We start from the raw sequence: 892 nt of genomic DNA, 5'->3' as shown, positions 1-892 counted from the left end.
TATGTAGAATCAGCGGCAATAGGGCTTCTTGCTGGACGTTTTGCTGCTGCCGAATATCATCATAACTGTCCTTGCCTCCCCCCACAAACCACTGCATTTGGTGCCCTTTTGCATCATATTACGGGGGGGCATATTGTAATAGAAGAAACAGAAAGACAATCCTTTCAGCCAATGAATATCAATTTCGGACTCTTTCCCCCTATTACTTCTATTAAACATTCAGAAAAACGCTTACCAAGTAAAGAAAAAAAATTAGCAAAAAAGCAAGTTATAACAGCGAGAGCCCTCAATGATTGTATTCAGTGGTTAGCAAATAAAGAATCAAAGAGCTTCTGTTGATCAAAAACACACGATTCGCCTCTCTAATAAATCTCTATGACTCTCATGAAAAAGTCATTCTAAAGTCTTTTACTGTCTTCTCCAATCCATGAATACTTCTCTATGTTTCGTTATTTATTCTATAACGTAGATGCTATAAAAAACTTTCTCGCTATAAACGATTTACTATGATTCAATGACTAAAAATAAAATAATTATATAAAATATATTATAGTAATAAAGAATAAATAGATAGAAAATACGCAAATAAAGCTGTGATTTTATAACTATTAATAACTTTATACTATATAATATATATTATTTGATAACAGAAGTTTTCTGTTTTGTAACTTCCTCCCTCAAAATTTGTGATATTCTCTCATTTTAACTCCTGTATGATGAAGAAAAAACGCTCGCCTGCATATCACAAGTAAAATAAAGACAGGAAGAAAAAATATTTTAAGACAGAGCCCAATCTCTCTTTCATTTCAAGCACCAAGAAAAATCACAATATTAAAAACGAAAAAGAATGATGATGCTACTTTATCAATTTACAATGAATTGATTTATAATA

Annotated in this window: 1 pseudogene; it reads left to right on the top strand. The window is 31.2% G+C overall.

Annotation, left to right across the window (positions count from 1 at the left end):
• Positions 1–339, top strand: a pseudogene (locus ACFIO3_RS14220) (FADH(2)-oxidizing methylenetetrahydrofolate--tRNA-(uracil(54)-C(5))-methyltransferase TrmFO); the annotation flags it as partial.
• Between the last annotated feature and the right edge of the window lie 553 nt (positions 340–892).

It is taken from the genome of Bartonella sp. AD328YNZD, assembly GCF_042196425.1.
This window is presented reverse-complemented; position numbering and strand designations above follow the sequence as displayed.